Below are 18,868 nucleotides of genomic sequence, written 5' to 3' on the forward strand. Positions count from 1 at the left end.
TTATCAAGGAGTGCCGCTCGTAACGTTGAAGCTGCCCCTCATGCCCATCAATCTTCGTGAAAAATTTGCATTCATATAATTGGCGCTTGCCAAAGCCTTGATGGTAAAGGCATGATTTTCGAGAGGGCCGATATCCTTCGCGTTGATCAATTTTGTCGTTCCCGGATCTATCCATCGATAGCCGTCGAGTTGAAAACGATTCAAATAAGTGCCCATCGCGATGAGATGAAACCTCACGTTTTCGCCCCCAGTGGCCGTTAGCATGGGGTTGGGTCCCAGCGGAGTCTGCTGCTTGTTGGCGCCATCGATCTGCATTCCCCAGAAAGCGTCATCGGCCAGGTAAAGAACATAATCTTTTTTAATACTGTCAACGGTTACGTTGGAAATGCTGTCGCCGTTGCTTGCGGCAACCGAGCCCGATGCCGGGTTGACTATGACGGCGCCAAAGAGTCCCCTGTCTTCGGAGCCGTTGTGGGTTTCAAAATTATGATCATGGTACGGCCAGGTTCCTGCTGTGCCTGGGGCCACATCCCAGAGATAGGTGTAGAAGCGTCCACCGTGATCGGGATAGGCGCCTTCATCTTCGATCCGGTTGATGATCTTGAGCGTGCCATCGCTCAGGATCGTGTAATGAACGCCATGCACATGGACGCTGATTTGCTGATCAGGGCTAACGGTAACACCGTTGCGTATGGTCAGCCTGACCTTGTCGCCTTCCGTAAGAACTATCGTTGGCCCGGGAACAGTCGCCTGCGCGCTGTACCGGGACGTAATGTTGACCCCGTTGACCTGATGCTCGACCATTCGGTAAGCGAGCAGCCCCGTTTCCATTTCTTCCGCAATCATCTCGATGCGATGGTTGTTGCCTCCTTTTTTATTGGAGGAGGGCTCGGCTCCGATGCTTTCGGGAAAGGGCAGAAAGAATAATCCAAGAGACAGAATGAGGCCCAATCCCGGTTTGATAAAGCTGGTATCCGATCGCTGAAGGATAGAAGAATGCTGAATTGGATCCGAGGTTGGAAAAAACGCCGCAGCATGGCTATGTTGTTGATTCATTATCACTACGCTCCTCTAGGTTATGGCTTGGCTATGGCTTGGTTTTGGCAAAGCGGAAATGGATTGTGTGGCTTTAGGCATATGATGCCGAGTCGTCCGGCCAGATTTAGCCAGATTTATTTTTAAGGCTCATGGCTCTGATGGCTGGATTCAACACTTGAGTATTTCCCGCGGCCGGGCAGGCTGAAGTGGAAAAGGACTGTTGCCTTTCGCGCTAACGTGACCGCTTCACGTGGTGGATTATGGGTTAAGCCCTATTTTTGTACATGGGATTGTTGTCCTTGTTTGGGCGAGGAATATGTACTCCCTGTTTTTGCCTGGGGCCGGTACATTTGCACCGGGCGACGGCAAAGGAACTTCACCGGAGAAAAGGTGCTGTTCCAGAGAAAAATGCTGCTCCGGAGAAATGGGATGCCGAAATCAATTACAGCTGGCTTGACGGGAACTCGGCTTGGGCGGACGCCGCACTGAAGAGATGGTGGTGGAGTTTGGCGAACATGAAAAGATCAAAACGGTTCTTGATCGCCAGTTTGCTGAATATGGATGTCAGATGGTTTCGAAGGGTCTGTTCACTAATACCCAGCCTGCACGCGATTTTTTTGTTGGAAGCGCCCGCTTCATTGGCGAAGGCATAGACGATGGCGCGCTCTTTGCGGGTCAGCGCGGCAATTTTCGCGGTGATCTTGTCTACAGGCGCCTTCGGGCCGGCACGTAGAAAATTCATAAAAACACGTCCGGTAGTCAATCGGTCGAGCCACAGTTCGCCCGCGTGAACCTTCTGGATGGCTTTGATGATCGTCTGGGCAGGCTCCTCCTTGTACACGACCCCCCGCGCGCCATTGAACAACGCCGTGTCGATGCCGATTTGATCGCGAACTTCGGTAAAGATAATGATATGGAGCTGCGTCCCCCGCAATAAATCGGGGATAAGCTCCGTGCATTTTTCGCCCGCGAGGTCAAGGTCGAGTAAAGCAACGTCGGGCTGGCACTGCGCAGCGAGCCTTCTTGCATCTACCCCATTGCTCGTCTTGCCAACGATTTCCATGCGTGGCGACGCGCTGTTGATGAGTTTTTCCAATCCCCATAGAACAATCTCATGGCTATCTACCAGCAGGACGCGTATGGACATGTGAGAGGTAGGGTATAGGGATTAGTTTTTATCGACCTCGGGGGAGGCGTATGCTCGGGGAGAGCCTATGGAAAGCGTAGTATGATTTTATCGATTACGCAACTTTCAACTCTGCAGTTAGTCCATTCTGCCTAAGCACGCCAAACGCATTATTTCATTCTAATATCGCTTGCGGCATCATGGGAAGACAGATATGATTCGCAAAAATTTTATCCATGGATCAATCTGATCCCATGCGAATCTTGAAAGGTGAAGGCGAATCTCAGCTTGTATTTGTTTTAAGTAACTGTAACGAAATAAAAATTAATTAGCAATACCGGATTCGGATTCGATCATTTCATCGGTCTCCCCGCAGCCTGGTAATCATTCTGTCATTTGAAGGCTCTACACTTCGTACTGACTATGAGTGGATCAGGAAACATCAAAACGGACTATTGGACCATTCGGCGACACGCGCAGCCGGAAAGGGGCTTTACCCTGCTCGAATTGCTGGTCGTGATGGTCATCATCGGATTGCTGGTCGGCTATGTCGCGCCCAAGTATTTTTCTCAGGTGGGGAAATCCGAAGTCAAGGCGGCTCAAGCCCAGATCGATGCGATAGAAAAGGCTCTGGATCAATACCGCCTGGACGTGGGAAGCTATCCCGTCACCGAACAGGGACTGGCCGCATTGACAATGCGGCCGACCAACGAGGTGAAATGGCAGGGGCCTTATCTCAAAAAAATGGCGCCGCCCGATCCCTGGGGGCGACCCTACATATATAAATACCCTGGGGAGCATGCCGAGTTCGACTTGCTATCCTATGGGAAGGATGGCCAGCCCGGCGGTACAGGCGAATCGGTCGATATCACGAACTGGTAGGCCGGCATGCGCTACGAGGTAAAAGCTGTGCTTGCCGGACAAGGTACGGTATTGCTGAAACTGGACGCGGAGAGCGAGGACGACGCACGTCTTCAGGTGACCTCCCAGGGCGGGATGGTGCTGAATGTGCGCCGGCGCTTTACCGGATGGACCCTCAGGTCCGCGCCGCGCTTTCCTCTGGCGCATTTCAGCCAGGAGCTCCTTTCCCTGCTGGAAGCGGGCCTGAGCCTGGTGGAGAGCATCGAAACACTCCTGGAAAAGGAGCAGGATGCGGGAGTGCGCAAAATCATCGCTGGGTTGCTTTCCAGGCTCTACGAGGGGAGCACTTTCTCCCGGGCGCTGGAAGCCTATCCCCAGGCATTCCCGCCACTTTATACGGCAACCGCCAAAGCAAGCGAGCGCACCGGTGATCTGCCCGAGGCCCTGACGCGCTATTTAGCCTACCACGCGCAGATGGATCTGGTCAGGAAGAAGCTGATCGGCGCTTCAATCTATCCTGTTCTCCTGCTGGTGATTGGCTTGCTGGTGGCCCTGTTCCTGCTGGTTTTCGTGGTGCCGAAGTTCAGCAGCATTTATGAGGACGTGGGAGGCGATCTGCCCTGGCTTTCCCAGCTTTTGATCCAGTGGGGGCATTTCGTTCATGAGCAGGGCTGGCAATTCGCAGCTACAGCCGCGGGAACGCTGACGCTTATCGGCTACGGCATAACCCGTCCGGCGTTCCGGGCGTATCTGGCGCGGCAGCTATGGCGCATCCCCGCCATAGGAAAACATTTGCGCGTTTATCAGCTTGCGCGTTTCTACAGGACGTTGGGCATGCTGCTGCGCGGTGGAATTCCGGTCGTGAGAGCGCTGGAAATGGTGAGCGACCTGCTGCCGCCGCACTTGCGGCCAGGAGTCCAGGGTGCCGCCATCCGGCTGCGCGAGGGCAAGACGATTTCCAGCGCCATGGAATCGGAAGGATTGACCACAGCCGTGGGCAGCCGCATGCTGCGGGTCGGGGAAAGAACCGGCCTCATGGGAGAAATGATGGAACGCATCGGCAATTTTCATGACGAAGAAATTGCGCGATGGGTGGAGTGGATGACCAAATTGATCGAGCCGATATTGATGGCGGTGATCGGGGGAGTGATCGGAGGCATCATCATCCTCATGTATATGCCGATATTCCAGTTGGCAGGAAGCATCAATTGAGTGGGAATGCTGGAAAAGCGGCATTCCCGGCGCAAGTCAATAATCAACGACAGATCCGTTCAAAATGAGTGCGAGCTTTGCCGAATCAATAGTGAGCGAAAATAGCTGGGAAAGAGCCGAAGCGGTTCTGCCAGCCGGGACGGAGGAGTTGCCGGGGAGGGAGCCGCAGGTGGTTCCCCTTCCCCTGCAAGGAATCAATGCCCAGCAGCTTGAAGAAGCGCGGCGCGACGCGGCGAACCAGGGTATTCCGGTGATGAAGGCGCTGGAAGAAAAGGGTGGATATACCCAGGACCAGCTCGTTACGGAGCTTGGGCGGCTGCTTCGCATGCCAGTATTGAGGATGGAGGATCTTCATGCGCTTACGCCTGTTTTCGAGAAGCTTTCCTTTACCGAGGCGATGACGCAGGAATGCGCGCTTTTTATCAGGGAAGGAGAATACATACTCGCCGTGGGCAACCCGTTTTTGCCGTATCTGCACGCCTGGGCGGATGAGCATATCGAGGCCGCTGCAGCCTGGCATCTGGTGCATCCCGCCAATTTGAGCGCTTTTTTTGCGCAGCAGGAAAAGACAATGCGGGCCATGGACAGTTTGCCGACCGTGGCCGAGCATGGCGCCGCGGATGCAAGCGAGGATCTTTCGTTAAAAACGATCAGCAAGGGCACCAGCCCGGTCGTGCGCCTGGTTCACTCCACCCTGTACGATGCCCATAAATCGCAGGCAAGCGACATTCATCTCGAAACGGCGCCTGGCGCCTTGTCGATCAAGTACCGCATAGACGGCGTGTTGACCACTGTCGGTGCAGTGCAGGGCGCGGACATGGCCGAGCAGGTTATTTCACGTATAAAGGTCATGTCCGATCTGGATATTGCGGAACGGCGGGTTCCCCAGGACGGCCGGTTCAAGGTTTCCATTCAAGGACGGGAGATTGATTTCCGCGTTTCCATCATGCCCAGCAGTTTTGGTGAAGACGCGGTGCTGCGTATCCTGGACCGGCAGGCACTTGCTGATCATGTCGAGGGACTGACACTTAATTATCTCGGGTTTGACCAGGCGACGATGGCCAGTTTCCGGCGACTGAGCGCCGAGCCGTACGGCATGCTGCTGGTCACGGGTCCTACGGGCAGTGGCAAGACGACGACGCTTTACGCCGCCATTTCGGAGGTGAATGACGGGCAGGACAAGATTATCACGATCGAGGATCCCATTGAATATCAACTGCCGGGCGTGCTGCAAATCCCGGTCAACGAAAAAAAAGGACTGACTTTTGTGCGCGGTTTGCGGTCCATCTTGCGCCACGATCCGGACAAGATCATGGTGGGGGAAATTCGCGATCCGGAAACCGCGCAAATCGCTATCCAGGCAGCGCTGACGGGACATCTGGTATTCACGACGGTGCATGCCAATAGCGTATTCGACGTCATTGGCCGTTTTTCGCATATGGGAGTGGATCCCTATAGCTTCGTATCCGCCTTGAATGGCATTGCGGCGCAGAGGCTGGTACGTTTGCTCTGTGTTCACTGCGCGGTGGAGGAATGGCCGACGGAAGAGTTGCTGGCGCAATCGGGCATCCTGCCCGAGCAGGCCGCCCGATTTCGCTTTCGCATTGGCAAAGGGTGCGGCCAATGCAGGGGAAGCGGCTACCGCGGACGCAATGCCATTGCGGAAATGCTGATGCTGAACGACGAGATCCGGGAGCTCATCGTCGCGCGCGAGCCCATACGCCGGATAAAAGATGCAGCCAAGCGCAGCGGAACGCGTTTTCTGCGCGAGGCAGCGCTGGATATGGTGAAGGCAGGGAAAACGAGTTTGCAGGAGGCCAATCGTGTCACCATTGTGGCATGACCGGATCCATGCCTTCCTTGCGCCGGGCAGGGTCGATCTGGTGCGCCACTTTCGCGGCATAAAACGGCGCCCGCCTGCCCGGCATATGGCGGCCTGCGGGCAAAATCCAGGTTTGCCTTCCTGGGAGGCCCCGCTGGAGCAGTTGCGGAAGATGCTTGCAGGTGCCGCCGGGACGGATCTGACGGTCACGCTCTCCAACCATTTTGTGCGGTATGCGGTGATATCGGCGGAAACAAAAATTGAAAACCCCGCTGAGTTATATGCTTACGCCGCATTTCGCATGCGCGAGATATTCGGCGACAAGGTTGCCACCTGGGAGCTCGGCGTGAGCAAGTGGGACCCTTCCAGCGGCGGGATCTGTGCTGCCATGGAGCGTGAATTTCTCGAACGGCTTCAGGCGCTTGCCGTGGATCGAGAAATGGAACTGAAAGGCGCGCAACCTTATCTTGCGGATGCCATCGACCAGTGGTGCGCCCGTTTCAATCGGAAAAAGACCTGGTTTGCCCTGGTTGAGGCAGGGCGGCTTTGCGTTGCATCGCTGCGGGATGGCGCGTGGCAACGGATAAGCAGCCGGAGAATATTGCACAGCGCGGAAGATGAGTTGCTCGCCACGCTGGAGCAGGAAGCCATGCTTTTTTCCGGAGGAAGGGAGCCGGTCGAGCAGGTATATCTGTTTGCGCCCGAGCATCCGCGGCTGGCCTTGCCGGGCGATTGCGGGTGGCGTGCAGTCTCGCCGCCGACAGGAAACAAACCCGCTCCTGCGCACTACCCCATTGTCCTTGACGGGTGAAATTTCGTGCGCGCCTTGAAGCTCAGGTTTCCCGATCGCGGGCAGGACATGCGAAGCGGGGGTTATGCGGTGTTGCTGCTGGGCATACTTTCCCTGCTTGGCGTGCTGTATCAATTCAAGGAAGCAATGGACGAGGCAGCCTACTGGGATTTGCGCATTGCCGCCATGGATCGCCGGGTGGAGCGCAAGGGGGGGCCGATTGTCCTGTCCGGGCGCGAAGGCGGGCATACGAAGAAAGAAATACAAAGAGCCAATGCGATATTGCGCGAAATCGATCTGCCATGGGAAGCCTTGTTCGATTCCCTCGAGTATGCTGCAGGGCATGATGTAGCCTTGCTGACCTTTCAGCCGGATGCCGCGGGCCGCAAGGTGCTGATCGGGGGCGAGGCGAAGGATTTGCCGGCCCTGCTGGGTTTTATCGGGGCGCTGGAGCGCGAGCCGGTTCTCAAGGACGCGCATCTCATCAAATATGAAATAAAGCGGGATGACTCCCAGCGGCCCCTGGTCTTTTCCATTACTTCGTCATGGATAGAGGCTTCCTGAAAAGCGCTATCTCCCAAGCCGGTTGGCAGGCGGCCAGGCTCGGCACGGCCGGCAAGGTTGGTTGCGGATTGATGGTTTTTTCCCTGGTGTTTTTCCTCGCCGCGGTATTGCCGCAACGCGCCGCGTCGGAAACGCTCCTGGATAAAGCCAGGGTAATGAAAGCACAGCTACGGTCGGCGCCGGAGGCGGCAACGGAAGGAAAAGTACGGAGAAATCCCGGACTGCACGATTTTTACGCTTTTTTCCCGGCTATCGATTCGTCGCCGTTCTGGATCAAGGAACTGGTGCAGGTCGCAACGCAACATGGCATTGAAATCAGCGGCAGCGATTACCGCATGGTGCGGGAAAAGGAATGGGTGCTCGCACGCTATGAAATGGCAATGCCGATTCGTGCCGGATATCCGCAGGTGCGCGCGTTCATAGCGGATACCTTGCGCACCATCCCCGCAATGGCGCTCGTTGACGTAGTGATAAAACGCCAGGGGGTGGAATCCGATCTGCTCGAAGCGAGCCTCAAATTTAATCTCTATCTGAATGCAGGCAAGCCATGAAACCGGGGGCAACGAAAGGCGGAGGACGTACTGCATGGCTGGGAGCAGCGCTCCTGGTGACGCTTCTCGCTGCCCAGTGGGTAAGCGGCGAAGATGTCGGCACGGACAGCCAGCAGGAACAGGCCGAAGAGAAAAGTCCCCCGGCTCCACGTGGAAGAATGGCTCAGGACCAGCCGCGGGAAGCGCAGTCTGAAGAGGCGGGCCGATTGGATGTCGAGCGTTTCAATCGGCTGGAGAGCAGGAAATTCAGTGCGCAGGCCGGCGATATCTTCAGCCGCAAATCCTGGGTGCCGCCCCCTCCGCCAAGTGCGAAACCTCCCCCGCCTTCGGCCCCGCCGCTGCCCTTCAAGTATATCGGCAAGGTAACGGAGGGGGATGAAACGCAGATATTCCTTTCCCTGGCCGAACGGAATTACATTGTCAAGCCGGGGGAAAACATCGATAGCCAATACCGGGTGGATGAAGTGAACGATCATGCCGTCATCCTCACCTACCTTCCACTCAATGCAAAGCAGACGCTTGTTATCGCGGGGCTGGGTGAGGCTCGATGAGAATTGGAAAGGGTTTCGTGCTGGTCCTGATCGCGGCCGCGTTCAGCGGATGCGCGACAAATAAGGATTTCGAAGAGGGCAAACGCTTGATTGCCGACGGCAAGCTGGACACCGGCCTGGCAAGCCTGGAAAAGGCGGCGCGCGAAGATCCGCAGAATCTTGAAATTCGCACCGTGCTCGTGCGTCAGCGCGACGCGGTGGTGGCGCGCCTGCTTGTCGAAGGAGATAATGCCCGGGCTGCGGGCGATTTCGTTGGAGCCGAGCGGGCATATCGCCATGTACTCGATCTGAATCCGCGCAATGAACGCGCAGAGGCGGGGCTGGATACCATCGTAATGGATCGCCGTCACATCACGCTGCTGAAACACGCGGAGGAGTTGATGCAGAGTAAGGACTACATGGGGGCGGCAGCCGATCTGCGAATGATATTGCAGGAAAATCCGCTGCAGCGCGATGCCCGCCAGTTGATAAAGCGGATCGGCGAACTGGAGTTGCAGGAAGGGACCAGCCCGGAGCTGCCTGTACTGAAAACAGGTTTCAAGCAACCGATTACCCTCGAGTTTCGCGATACCGGCCTGAAATCGATATTCGAGATCATGGCGCGCACCGCGGGACTCAATTTTGTATTCGACAAGGACGTCAAGCAGGATACGAAGACCACCATTTTCCTGCGCAATACCCAGATCGAAGATGTGTTCAAGCTGCTGCTCATGACCAACCAGCTCACGCACAAGGTCCTGAACGAGAACTCGGTGCTGATTTATCCGAATACGCCCGCCAAGCAGAAGGAATACCAGGACCTGATGGTGCGCACTTTCTATGTCACCCACGTGGATGTGAAGCAGATGGTCGCCATGGTCAAGGGGCTGGTCAAAACCAAGGATGTCCATGTGGATGAGTCGCTGAATTTCTTCGTCATGAAAGATACCCCGGACGCGGTTCGCCTGGTCGAGCGGCTGGTCACATTGAATGACCTGGCCGATCCCGAAGTCATGCTGGAAGTCGAAGTCCTGGAGATCGGGCGCAACAAGCTGCTCAACCTTGGCATACAGTACCCTACCGCGGTCAACGTGAATATGCTTACCGCCGGCGCCGCTGCTGGCGGCGTTCCCGCCGCCTTCCAGATCAATAGCTCCGGGGTCAATGGCAACGGATCCAATCTGGACCAGTTGACCGCATCCATTCTTAATCCGGCGCTGCTGATCAATCTCAAGCAGCAGGACGGTATCATCAACGTGCTTGCCAATCCGCGCATTCGCGTCAAGAATCGCGAGAAAGCGAAGGTGCTCATCGGCGACAAGGTTCCGGTGGTGACCACGACCGCCACCGCCAACGTGGGCGTCGCCTCGTCGGTAAGCTATCTCGACGTGGGGCTCAAGCTGGATGTCGAATCCACGGTTTCGCTTCAGGATGAGGTGTCGATGAAAGTGGCGCTGGAAGTCAGCACCATCGTCAAGGAAGTGCCGATAGCAAACGGCGGGCTGGCCTACCAGGTTGGCACCCGTACCGCGGCGACCACGCTGGTTCTGCGGGATGGCGAGACCCAGATCCTGGCGGGACTGATCAATGACGAGGAACGCAACACCTTGTCCAAGGTTCCGGGATTAGGGGATTTGCCCTGGGTTGGCAAATTGTTCACCAGCCAGAACCTCACCCATAACAAGACCGAGATTGCCTTGCTCATCACGCCGCGCATCGTGCGCAATATCTCGCGTCCGTCAAAAATGGACAGCGAATTCCATTACGGCACGGAAAACGCGGCTGGCGTGGTGCCGGTAAAAATCGGCAAGGTGGCGCCGCGCTCGCTGGCGATGTCATCCGCATCCGGCGCGGGGGGGGCTGCGCCTCCGAGAGGGACTGGCATCCCGCGGCCTTCTCCCGATGAAGCCCAGCCTGAGCCTGATGCCGCCCCAAGAGCGATGCCGCCGATGCTATCCCTGAACGCACCGGAGCAAGTCCCTGCCGGCAAGGATTTCACCGTCAGCGTGAGCCTGAGCGGTGGGGAAAAACTGCCTGCCGCCGACCTGGAATTGAATTACGACGCGGCCCAGCTCGAAACAGCGGATGGGGACAAATCCGGGACGCGCCAGTTGAAACTGAGCAAGGGGGGAGGAACGGCGGATGTGACGTTCAGGATCGTTGCGCAAAAGCCCGGCATGGCCCAGGTCAGCGTCAAGGGCATTGCATTCCAGGAAGACAATGGAAACCCGCCGCCCGAGGTCGCATTGCCGCCTGCGGCGAATATCGAGATCCGCTGAGCCCGCAGCAAAATGAATCCGAACGCGAGTTTGGCGGCAAACCGTGGCTTTTCCCTGGTCGAGCTGACTATTGTCATGGCCATCATGGCGGTTCTGGTTTCCGCCGCCATACCCGTATATGAGCTTGCCGCGCAGCGTGAAAAAGAAAAGGAGCTGCGGATCGCGTTGAGGCAGATCCGGGAAGCGCTCGACGCCTATAAGCGGGCGATGATCGAAGGACGGATCGCTAAAAAGGCGGATGAATCGGACTACCCGCCCAGGCTGGAAGACCTGGTTACCGGTGTGCCGGATGCCAAGGACCCGGAAAAACGCAAGATCTACTTTTTGCGGCGGCTGCCCCGCGATCCCATGTCCCCCAATTCCGAACTGACCGATGCGGAAACCTGGGGCAAGCGTTCCTATGAAAGCCCGCCCGACAATCCGCAGGAAGGCAAGGATGTTTTCGACGTGTACTCCCGTTCGCAGCAGACTGGCTTGAACGGTATTCCTTACGATAGGTGGTAGAAACGGTGGTAGACAGGGGGTAGTGATGCGCAAGGCTTGTTCCACCCTTGCATCGAGGATCAGGCAACGCGCCGGAAAAAACATCGGGTTTCCGGCCGAAGATGGAGGATGTCCAGGCTTCACCCTGATCGAACTGCTGGTTGTAATGGCCATCATTGCCACCTTGCTCAGCATCGTCGTTCCCAGGTACTTCAATTCGCTCGACAGATCCAGGGAAGTCGTGCTGCGGCAGGACCTCACCATCATGCGCGATGCCATCGATAAATTTTATAGCGATACCGGAAAATATCCGAGCGAATTGCCGGAACTGGTGGAGAAGCGGTACCTGCGCGCCATCCCGGTCGATCCGCTGACGGAAAGCGCGGAAACATGGATCGCAGTGCCTTCGACGCATGAAGAGGGTGGAATTTACGATGTGCGCAGCGGGTCGCCGGAACAGGCAAAAGATGGCACATTTTACGAGGCGTGGTAAAAAAAGAGCCCGGGACATGGGGGCGGAACGCGGGTTCACCTATATCTGGATGCTCTTCGCCGTCGCCCTGGCGGGCATCGTCCTGGCTGTGGCGGGCTTGGTATGGCAAACCGAAGCGCGGCGGGAAAAAGAAGTGGAGTTGATGTTTATTGGTGAACAGTTCCGGCAGGCCATAGGCTCATACTACGAAAATTCTCCTGGCATGCCCAAGCGCTATCCCGATACCCTTGAAAAACTGCTTGCGGATGAGCGCTTTCCGACAATCAGGCGGCACCTGCGAAAGATCTTTTTCGACCCGATGACCGGCAAGAGCGGCTGGGGGTTGGTCAGGAAACCTGGACTCGGGATTGTTGGCGTTCACAGTCTTTCTTCGCAGAAACCGTTCAAACGCGCCAATTTTCCGGAGCGCTACGGGTCCTTCGCGGATGCACTGAGTTACCAGGATTGGGAGTTCGTCTATCTGCCAGGAGAAACGGGCGGTGCTCCAGCGCAGCCGGGTTCGCCCCCAAATGCCCAATCCGATCCTCAGTCCCCGGCGCCGACTCCTCCTCAATCCCAACCCACGCCGCCATCCCAGGCCCAGCCAGACGGCTCCCCTCAACCCCAGTCCGACGGTTCCTCTCCACCCCAGCCAGACGGTTCTGCTCAACCCCAGCCCGGACCATCGCCCTTTTCTCTCAGTGCGGGAGAATCGCGTTAATCCCCGGTCCCGGCTGGACCATGGATCATCCTGAATCCACCCTGTTTTCTCGTTCCGATACCGTATCGCCGGTGCTGCCTCTGTTTTCCAGCCTGGACGCGTTTTCGTCAAGGCTGTCCGAAGTAATCTTTTTTACCTACATAAGGTTCTCATAGGAGTAATGAATCCGACATGTAACCTTAATTGTTTTGTCATGATGTTGCCCGACAATGACGGGCGTCACCGGCGGGGTAAACAAGATAAAGGAATAAAAGTCGCCGTGCCCAATACCACGGCCGAGTTCGCGGCGCTAATAATATCAAGGCATAAAACACGGTATGGGGAGAACCATTACTCTGACGGAGAGAGAGACCGAGTATCTGCTGCGCATCATCGAGTCTTCGACCTCCATTTTGCGGCGCCATCAATTCTTTCTCTGGGCTCAGGGCGAGGTGCAAAGCCTCATCCCGCATGCCATGCTCATCTGCGTATTCGACGATGGCTCGGAGCAGTCGATCTCCATAGAAAAGTTCAGCCGCGAACATGTAGACGAAGCGCAGTTCGCCGAGCTTTGCCGGCCGGACGCCGGTATCGTTTTCCGTATCCTGTCGGCATGGAGCGCCGGCAGGAATCAGCCCATCCTCCTTTGTCCTCAAAACCCGCACCGCGCCGCATACAGGCAGTTCGCGAGCGATCTCCAGCAGGGAAAACTGGACCGTGTGGCAGTCCATGGGGTCTTCGATGCCGGCGGCAGGACGAAAAGCCTCTTCGTCTTCACGCAGGTTTCCAGCGTATTGACCGAACGTCATGCCTATTTTCTCGAACTGCTGATGCCGCATATGCATATGGCGTTGGTGCGCATGCTGTTCCATGAACGAAAAGCCCAGCAAGGGGCAACGGCGTGGAAAAGCAGGAAGCTTATCACCGACCGGGAAGCGGAGATTTTGCGCCATGTCCAGACGGGGAAAAGCAATGACGAAATCGGATCCCTGCTCAACATCAGCCCGCTCACCGTAAAAAATCATGTTCAAAAAATATTGCGCAAACTGAATGTCAACAACCGGGCCCATGCGGTCGCCAAGGCCATTGCATTGAAGCTGACGCTATAGGGATTCATAAGGGAGCGCTGGACAAATAGTCGGGTAGGTCGGGTTGGCGCAGCGTAATCCGACACATGACTCGGGCGTGGGCGTTGAAGGAAGCGCTGGTACTTCTGGGCTACCCATAGCCGCCTGGCTCCAATGATCGAGGCGGCAAAGCTGATCGCCCGGCATCTGTCGAACGTGCTGACTTACTTCAAGCATCGCATCACCAATGCTGTGGCTGAAGGGTTGAACTCCAAGATTGCCACCATCCAGAAAAGGGCGTGCGGTTATCGCAACCCAATAATTCTAAGATCGCCGTCTATTTCCACTGCGGCGGACTCAACTTATATCCGGTAGCCCTAACCCACAGAAAAGTCGGTTGAATCTTTTTTTTCATCCGGCCCCTCACCCCAGCCCTCTCCCCGGAGGGGAGAGGGGGCGAGGTGCGAGCCAGTTTCGTCAACGTGCTGTTTCGTTCCCTCTCCCTTTGGGGAGAAGGTTGGGCTTGCGCTAGCTTTGAGAGCATGGGTGTAAACGCCCCTCTCCCCTCCGGGGAGAGGGTTGGGGTGAGGGGAGATGCCATCCAAATCACCAAGTTCCTTCCCTCTGTCGTGATCCAAACTACCTACATAATCCCTTCCAGGCTATCGATTTCCGGTCACATAAGGGCGCTAGTCTCATGAGGCGCGAAAAGGAAATCGATATTGACTCAATCTCGCTGCCGACGCAGAAAATGGATAAGAAAGGACTACGGAAGACGCGGTAGCGTTTCACGACCGCTTAACCATGGGTGTCTATAGTGGCAGGTGTCCGATCGAAATCAGGGATTTCAAGTCGGTCGAACAAGCCTGTTTTTTGCGCGGCGGTAGCGAATCCCCGAGATTCGAGCGCAGCGATAGCGACGGGTTGAACAGGTTGGACAACGAGTTGTTGGGGCAGGCGAACTGGATGATTGGCAGGCCGGGAATGGCTGATCCAGCCGATAGAAATCTCCAGTCCCGCAGTATCAGCATCAGTATCAGGCGCAGCACATTTAACTTTCTATAGGGGAAATACCAGATGAAAATGAATTTCAAGCTCAAGGCGTTGGCGCTTGCCACAATCATGACGGCTTCGGCGCCGGCCCTGGCCGCCATTGAAGGTGGTCCTACCGGCAACGGCGAACTGCTGCTCAACGTGCGCTATTACGGCGGCACTTCCGCCACCGCCGGCGGCGACGACATTTCCGGTTTGTTCGACCTCGGCATCAAAATGAACGATTTCATCGCATTGAATGGCCAGGGCGGCATCAGCAAAAACTGGAATCTGACACAAGGGGCTTATGCCGATGCCTGGAACACGGTCACGAGTTTCGTCACCAGCCATGGCGGCTCATTGAATGATATCCAGTTCAACGTGATCGCGCTGAACTTCCTGACCCCGAACACGCCTACCTATCTGACGACATTTGCTGGGGACGCCTTTCCAGGGTTGCAAAACGCCAATCTGAGAGGCTTTCAGAATATGCAGGCGTACGTCGACGCCAATGCCAATCGCGGCACGCTTGGTACTGCCGCCGACGGCGCCGCTACCGCCACGCCAACGGATGCGCCCGGTAGCTACTTCGGTGCGGTAATCGGCTCTCTAGCGGGTGATCAGTGGATGCAGAAGACCGCCGCCAATACCACTCAGCCGCTGGGCACGGCACAGAATTTCTGGATACTGAGCACAAATTCGCTCTCCAACTTCGGCCAGGTCGTCAAAACCCCCTTTGGAGTCGACCTGAATCACGACGGCAGCATCGCCGGCAATGAATTCAGCAAATTCACCCTGAATGCCGACGGTTCCCTCAACTTTGCCAACCCTGTCGTAAGCGCCATTCCGGAGGCGGATACCTGGGCCATGTTGCTGGCCGGCCTGGGCGTGCTGGGCGCGATGGTGCGCCGCCGCGCCGGCGCCTGAGCCGTTCCTGCTTGCTTGTCCATCTGCTGCCGCCTTCCTTCTTAGGGAGGCGGCGTGGGGGACTGCATACCCTACACAATCCATTGAGAGGATATCAAGATGAAAATGAAACTGAGCAAAATTGCCCTGGCCGTGGCCGCGATTGGTACGACACCGGCTGCCTTTGCCCTGACCCCTGCGCAGATCGCCGCTGGCCCTACCACCTACGTGTGGCTGTCCGGTAATTCCGCCCCCAGTAACGGCGTATTCCGCAGCGTGATGTCGCTGTGCAACGGCCTGGCCGGCAATGCGGGCACCGCCGATGCGCACATGTACCTGGAGAGCACCGGTCTCGAGCCCGGCAAGAGCAGCGGCGACCGCGTCGCCTACGCCTGCACCATGAGCTCGGCCGCGGGTTCGCTCGCGGGCAAGAAGGTGGTGGTGTATCACACGGTTGAAAACGGCTCCTTCAATGCTTTCGCCCCGCACCTGAGCATCGCCGGCGAGCCCAATCCCAATGGCTACCTGCAGGGCAATCTCAAGCGCGTCAATGATCTGGCGGGGCAGGGCAGCAAGTGCGGCAGCGGTGCAGGCACTCCCACCGCCATCACCGGCATCGGTACCGTTGGGCGCTACAACAACTGCGACCTGGTCACCAAGACCTTCACCCCCGCTCTCAAGGGCGATGCCGCCGGTCAGCCCGGGCAGAGCTATCCCGATGGCGGTTTTTCCGATACCGAATATCTGATCAACAGGCAGAACCTGGAAATTGGTACGCCTTTGGCCGCGATCGGCAGCGAGGTGGCCACCAACGTCGGCCAGGCGTTCGGCGTGGCGGTGAGCTATCCGCTGTATTTCCGGTTGCAGCAGAATGATGTCGCCCTGGGCGTATTGACCGCCGCGAGCTGCACCACGGGTTTTTCCGCCGCTTCTCCCAACCTTGCCCCGGCTTGCCAGCCTAACATGCCGGCACAGCGTTATACCGCCATCGCCGGTCGGGATACGATCGTCAGCGTGGACGGCAGTCTGTTCGGCGGTGCCGGAGGATCCGTTGTCAACCTGGTGCGCCGCGTTCCCACTTCCGGTACCCAGTCGGCATCCAATGCCCGCTTTCTTGCCAAGCCCTGTGCCACCGGGCAATCCGGAGGTTTCCTGGAACCGGCTCGTGTGGCTGATAGCACGGGAACCGCAAAGGTTACCGAGCAGTCCAGCACTGGCGGCGTGAAAACCGGGTTGAATGCGGCCTCGGTGGCGGGGCAGTTCGGCCTGGGCGTGGTTTCCATGGAGAACACCCCGGGTGGTGCGGCTGCGAATGACCGCTGGGCCTTCGTCAAGCTGAATCGCGTTTCCCCCAATACCGACGCGCAGCAACGCGCCGAGGCAATGGATGGTTCTTACGACTTCTGGTACGAAATGACGGCATTCACCGCCGGTGGTGCGAAGAGCCCCGCCAGCGCGGCGGGCGCCGCGCTGATCGCGGCCGTTACGACCAGCCTGGGCAGTCACGATCTGAAGGGCATCTTCGCCACTCCGGCGTCTGGTCTGGATCCCAGCCAGTTTGTCGTTTCCACGGGCGCGCGCCTCGGCAATTCCTGCCAGCCCCAGATCCAGTAGTCTTCCTGTTTGACGGCGGTGCAATGCCGCCGATATTGTGACATCGTCGGGACAACCCTTTCAGGGTTGTCCCGTTTGCACATGGAGAAATGAGAGGCGGATCGGATGGCAGAAGTGGCTGAAGTGGTTGAAGCGTCTGAATGCGAAGAATAATGAAAAAAGCGGTACAGATGTGGCGCGTGCTGTGGCTGGCGGGTTGGCTGGCTGGCGGATCGATGGGCCTGGTGCAGATCTCTCACGCGCAGGAAGCAAAGCAGGAAGCGAGATTCGACGTATTTGAATACCGCGTCCAGGGCGCGACCCTGCTGCCCATCTCCACGGTGGAAGAGGCAGTCTATCCCTATCTCGGGGAACAAAAAAACCTGGAGGAAGTGGAGCGCGCGCGCGATGCGCTGGAGCGCGCCTACCATGGCGCGGGCTATCTGACGGTATTGGTCAGCATTCCCCAGCAGAAGGTCGATGACGGCGTGGTGACGCTCGTTGTGACCGAGGCGCCGGTGAACCGGTTGCGCGTGGTCGATTCGCGCTATTTCAGCCCGGCGGACATCAAGGCCGCGGTGCCGGAGCTGGCCGAGGGCAATGTTCCCAATTTCACCGAAATGCAAAAGCAGCTGGCCAGCCTCAATCGCACGGCCGACCGCCGTGTCACGCCGATACTCAGGGCGGGCAAGACGCCCGGCACGGTGGAGGTCGATCTGAAAGTAAAGGACCAGCTCCCGTTGCATGGCAGCGTCGAGCTGAACAGCCGCCAGATCCCGAACACCACGCTGACCCGGCTGAGCGCCAATGTGAGCTGGGACAACCTGTGGCACCGGCAGCACAGCCTGGGATTGACCGGGCTCGTTGCGCCGGAAAACCCGGACCAAAGCAAGGTATTCTCGGCTAATTACACCCTTCCGGCGCCCGGAGGCTTCCTCGCGCTATATAGCGTCTATTCCAGGTCGGACGTGGCGTCCATCGGCGCTCTCAACGTGCTGGGAAACGGTTTCATAATGGGCGCCCGCTACATCCTGCCGTTGCCTGGGGGCGATACGTTCTTCCATACCGCGACCCTGGGGGTGGATTACAAGGATTTCGGGCAGGCGATCAACCTGCGGGAGGGCGGCAGCTTCAATACGCCGGTCACCTACATGCCTTTCACCGCCGGCTGGGACGGCACCTGGCTGGGGGAGCGGCGCACCACCAAGCTCGGCCTGTCGGTGAATTTTCATGTGCGCGGGCTGGTCGGGGGCGAAGCGGAATTCGCCAACAAGCGTTTCAAAGCCCACTCCAATTATATTTATTTAAGAGGCAATTTTTCGCATACCCACAGCCTGCCCCAGGGTTGGGGCGCAACTGGCCGGGCGAGCTGGCAGATCGCGTCGCAGCCGCTCATCAATAACGAGCAGTCCATTGTCGGCGGCATCAACACCGTGCGCGGCTACTATGAAGTCAATGCCCTGGGCGACGACAGCGTATCCGGGCAACTGGAAGTCTTCACCCCCAATTATGCCAATTATCTCCTCAGTCTCAAGCAGATACAGGAATTCCGCCTGCTGGCTTTCATCGATGGCGGCATAGCGCATATACAGCAGCCCTTGCCCGGCCAGATCGACCGCTTCAACCTGGCAGGAACCGGCATGGGTTTTCATCTCAAGGGCTGGAGCGGTTTCACCGCCGATTTCGCCGGAGCAGTGGCGCTGGAAGATGCCGGAAGGACCAAGGCCGGCGACAAGCGGGTGCACTTCCTGGTGCGGCAGGCGTGGTAGGAATTTTCGGGCAGATCCCCTCGGAAAGCTTGTCGCCGCGCGCGTGGCGCCGGGCTGAAGGGAATGCATGAGA

The 18,868-nt window shown here is 57.5% G+C and carries 18 protein-coding genes and 1 pseudogene; 16 read left to right on the plus strand and 3 right to left on the minus strand.

Annotated features, from left to right (window positions below; genetic code table 11):
* Positions 1-3 precede the first annotated feature (3 nt).
* Both ACZ5CE_RS00740 and ACZ5CE_RS00745 read right to left on the minus strand, forming a co-directional pair.
* The gene (locus tag ACZ5CE_RS00740) at positions 4-951 is read right to left on the minus strand and encodes a multicopper oxidase domain-containing protein (RefSeq protein WP_464575842.1); all 948 of its coding nucleotides are present in this window, start codon (positions 949-951) and stop codon (positions 4-6) included.
* A 529-nt stretch (positions 952-1,480) separates the two neighbouring features.
* Positions 1,481-2,185 carry a response regulator gene (locus tag ACZ5CE_RS00745; protein ID WP_464575843.1) on the minus strand — a complete coding sequence of 235 codons (705 nt, stop codon included), beginning with the start codon at positions 2,183-2,185 and terminating at the stop codon, positions 1,481-1,483.
* Between the two features lie 402 nt (positions 2,186-2,587).
* Here ACZ5CE_RS00745 and gspG point away from each other — a divergent pair, with 402 nt between their 5' ends.
* From gspG to ACZ5CE_RS00810, 13 genes and pseudogenes are all read left to right on the plus strand, one after another.
* The gene (gspG, locus tag ACZ5CE_RS00750) at positions 2,588-3,046 is read left to right on the plus strand and encodes a type II secretion system major pseudopilin GspG (protein WP_464575844.1); all 459 of its coding nucleotides are present in this window, start codon (positions 2,588-2,590) and stop codon (positions 3,044-3,046) included.
* Between the two features lie 6 nt (positions 3,047-3,052).
* On the plus strand, positions 3,053-4,237 hold the full coding sequence (locus tag ACZ5CE_RS00755) for a type II secretion system F family protein (RefSeq protein WP_464575845.1): 1,185 nt from the start codon (positions 3,053-3,055) through the stop codon (positions 4,235-4,237).
* A gap of 169 nt (positions 4,238-4,406) precedes the next feature.
* Entirely contained in the window at positions 4,407-6,080 is a 1,674-nt protein-coding gene (locus ACZ5CE_RS00760) for a GspE/PulE family protein (RefSeq protein ID WP_464577563.1), read from the plus strand.
* A complete protein-coding gene (locus ACZ5CE_RS00765) occupies positions 6,061-6,870 on the plus strand; it encodes a hypothetical protein (RefSeq protein WP_464575846.1) in 810 nt (269 codons plus the stop codon). Before ACZ5CE_RS00760 ends, ACZ5CE_RS00765 begins: the two co-directional genes overlap by 20 nt.
* A 6-nt stretch (positions 6,871-6,876) precedes the next feature.
* Complete coding sequence (locus tag ACZ5CE_RS00770; protein ID WP_464575847.1) at positions 6,877-7,413, plus strand: fimbrial assembly protein; 537 nt, start codon at positions 6,877-6,879, stop codon at positions 7,411-7,413.
* The gene (locus ACZ5CE_RS00775) at positions 7,395-7,964 is read left to right on the plus strand and encodes a hypothetical protein (protein WP_464575849.1); all 570 of its coding nucleotides are present in this window, start codon (positions 7,395-7,397) and stop codon (positions 7,962-7,964) included. Before ACZ5CE_RS00770 ends, ACZ5CE_RS00775 begins: the two co-directional genes overlap by 19 nt.
* Positions 7,961-8,515 (plus strand): secretion system X translation initiation factor, encoded by a 555-nt coding sequence (locus tag ACZ5CE_RS00780; protein ID WP_464575850.1) that lies wholly within the window; start codon positions 7,961-7,963, stop codon positions 8,513-8,515. Before ACZ5CE_RS00775 ends, ACZ5CE_RS00780 begins: the two co-directional genes overlap by 4 nt.
* Complete coding sequence (locus ACZ5CE_RS00785; RefSeq protein ID WP_464575851.1) at positions 8,512-10,773, plus strand: secretin N-terminal domain-containing protein; 2,262 nt, start codon at positions 8,512-8,514, stop codon at positions 10,771-10,773. Before ACZ5CE_RS00780 ends, ACZ5CE_RS00785 begins: the two co-directional genes overlap by 4 nt.
* Positions 10,774-10,785: 12 nt before the next feature.
* On the plus strand, positions 10,786-11,277 hold the full coding sequence (locus ACZ5CE_RS00790) for a type II secretion system protein (RefSeq protein ID WP_464575852.1): 492 nt from the start codon (positions 10,786-10,788) through the stop codon (positions 11,275-11,277).
* A 25-nt stretch (positions 11,278-11,302) separates the two neighbouring features.
* The gene (locus ACZ5CE_RS00795; protein WP_464575853.1) at positions 11,303-11,749 is read left to right on the plus strand and encodes a type II secretion system protein; all 447 of its coding nucleotides are present in this window, start codon (positions 11,303-11,305) and stop codon (positions 11,747-11,749) included.
* On the plus strand, positions 11,724-12,449 hold the full coding sequence (locus ACZ5CE_RS00800) for a type II secretion system protein (RefSeq protein WP_464575855.1): 726 nt from the start codon (positions 11,724-11,726) through the stop codon (positions 12,447-12,449). Before ACZ5CE_RS00795 ends, ACZ5CE_RS00800 begins: the two co-directional genes overlap by 26 nt.
* Before the next feature lie 317 nt (positions 12,450-12,766).
* Positions 12,767-13,537: an XrtB/PEP-CTERM-associated transcriptional regulator EpsA gene (gene epsA / locus ACZ5CE_RS00805; protein ID WP_464575856.1), complete on the plus strand. Its 771-nt coding sequence runs from the start codon at positions 12,767-12,769 to the stop codon at positions 13,535-13,537.
* Positions 13,538-13,639: 102 nt separating this feature from the next.
* Positions 13,640-13,870, plus strand: a pseudogene (locus ACZ5CE_RS00810) (transposase); the annotation flags it as partial.
* A 437-nt stretch (positions 13,871-14,307) separates the two neighbouring features.
* Here the strand turns inward: ACZ5CE_RS00810 and ACZ5CE_RS00815 are convergent.
* On the minus strand, positions 14,308-14,589 hold the full coding sequence (locus tag ACZ5CE_RS00815; RefSeq protein ID WP_464575857.1) for a hypothetical protein: 282 nt from the start codon (positions 14,587-14,589) through the stop codon (positions 14,308-14,310).
* On the opposite strand from ACZ5CE_RS00815, the gene ACZ5CE_RS00820 reads away from it, so the two are divergent.
* The 3 genes from ACZ5CE_RS00820 to ACZ5CE_RS00830 all read left to right on the plus strand — a co-directional run bounded on the left by ACZ5CE_RS00820 (position 14,579) and on the right by ACZ5CE_RS00830 (position 18,795).
* Entirely contained in the window at positions 14,579-15,454 is an 876-nt protein-coding gene (locus tag ACZ5CE_RS00820; protein ID WP_464575858.1) for a PEP-CTERM sorting domain-containing protein, read from the plus strand. The genes ACZ5CE_RS00815 and ACZ5CE_RS00820 overlap by 11 nt on opposite strands.
* A 105-nt stretch (positions 15,455-15,559) precedes the next feature.
* Positions 15,560-17,047, plus strand: coding sequence for a hypothetical protein (locus tag ACZ5CE_RS00825; RefSeq protein WP_464575859.1), 1,488 nt, complete (start codon positions 15,560-15,562; stop codon positions 17,045-17,047).
* Positions 17,048-17,199: 152 nt separating this feature from the next.
* A complete protein-coding gene (locus ACZ5CE_RS00830; protein ID WP_464575860.1) occupies positions 17,200-18,795 on the plus strand; it encodes a ShlB/FhaC/HecB family hemolysin secretion/activation protein in 1,596 nt (531 codons plus the stop codon).
* Positions 18,796-18,868: the final 73 nt, after the last annotated feature.

The organism is Nitrosospira sp. TNL200 (genome assembly GCF_055386305.1).